We start from the raw sequence: 1,488 nt of genomic DNA, 5'->3' as shown, positions 1-1,488 counted from the left end.
GGCTCTTCACGAACCAGGGTGTAGGACGGGTCTGAATCCGCCTGATTCGAGCAGGGATCGGGCGATGTAGTTGGCGAGGTTCCGGAAGCCGAGGGCTGATCCGCGGAGGTGCTCGAGCCGCCCATTGATCGCCTCCGTGGGTCCGTTGCTGGTGCCGGGTCGGTCGAAGAACGCGAGCACGTCAGCGGCACGCTGCTTGAGGGTTCGGCCGAGCCTACGGATCTCGACCAACGCAGTCGGGACGCCGGTCGTGACCGCGTCGATGACCGCTTGCATCATCTCCTTGCCCTTCTTTTTGTCGGGGTGTCGGTAGGCCGCGACGATGCGCTGGTAGATACCCCAGGTCGCTTCGACCTCGAGGTGCTCCTCAGCCGCGAACACTGCGTCCAGGCGGGTCTGCTGCTTGTCGGTGAGCAGGTCCGCACCGGTGTGCAGGGTCCGCCTCGCCCGGTAGAGCGGGTCACCAGCACGACCCCGGTGCCCGGTCGTGGCTAGTTGGACACGTTGCCGGCACCGATCCAACCCATCCCCGACGAGACGGACGACGTGGAAGGGGTCCATGACCGGGACCGCGTCGGGGAGCTCCTCGGATGCGGCGGTCTTGAAGCCGGTGAACCCATCCATCGCGACCACTTCGACTTTGTTCCGCCACTCCTGGGGACGGTTTGCGAGCCAGGACTTGAAAACCTGCTTGGAGCGTCCTTCGACCATGTCCAGCAGGCGTGCCGGGCCTGTCTTTGCGCGGATCGGGGTGAGATCGATGATGACCGTCACGAACTTGTCCCGTTTGCGGGTGTGGCGCCAGACGTGCTCGTCCACGCCGATCGCAGTGACACCGTCGAACCGATGAGGATCATCGATCAGCACGCGTCGTCCTTCGGCGAGGACCGCGTCGTTCGCTGCGTTCCATGACACTCCGAGGCCGGCCGCGACCCGGGAGATAGTGAGGTGATCGACCACGATCCCGGTCAGGGCCCAGCGAAGTCCTCGGCGGGAGATCTTCGCCCGCCGCTGGGCTGCTTTCGAGGTGTCCTGCCGCCAGACACGCGAGCAGTCCGGGCACCGGTAACGGCGCACCCTCACCATCAAGACGGTCGGCCGATGCCCGAACGGTTCATGGGCGAGCCTGCGGACGACGGTGTCTCGTGGAACACCCTCAGCACCGCAGGACCCGCACCACCGATCTGGTTCAACGACACGGCATTCGATCACCGCCTGCTTCAAGGTCAGGTATTGACCGGTGGCTTCGAGGCCGAGTTCGTCGAGGCGGCAGAACGTAGTCAGGTCAGGGCTCGTGAAAGTAAAGTGGGGCACGTCGAGGTCTTTCGGGCTGAACGGTCAGTGTGAGAACTTCCATTCTGCTCGGAGACCTCGACCCCCTCATCCCGCTGTTGCCACCGCACCTAGCCAGCTCGCACCCTCACGGACCCTTCCACCTGAAGTCTCAAGACATCGCGGACGGACCTACACTCTGCTTCTTGAAGAGCC

At 64.4% G+C, this 1,488-nt stretch carries 1 protein-coding gene; it reads right to left on the bottom strand.

What is annotated here, in order from left to right; genetic code table 11:
* Nucleotides 1-6: 6 nt before the first annotated feature.
* Entirely contained in the window at nucleotides 7-1,314 is a 1,308-nt protein-coding gene (locus Q0747_RS13845) for an ISL3 family transposase (RefSeq protein WP_298255631.1), read from the bottom strand.
* Between the last annotated feature and the right edge of the window lie 174 nt (nucleotides 1,315-1,488).

Source organism: uncultured Arthrobacter sp. (assembly GCF_947493765.1).
GTDB lineage: Bacteria > Actinomycetota > Actinomycetes > Actinomycetales > Micrococcaceae > Arthrobacter_D.
The sequence above is the reverse complement of the archived record's forward strand: the minus strand, read 5'-3'. Positions and strand labels throughout refer to the sequence as shown.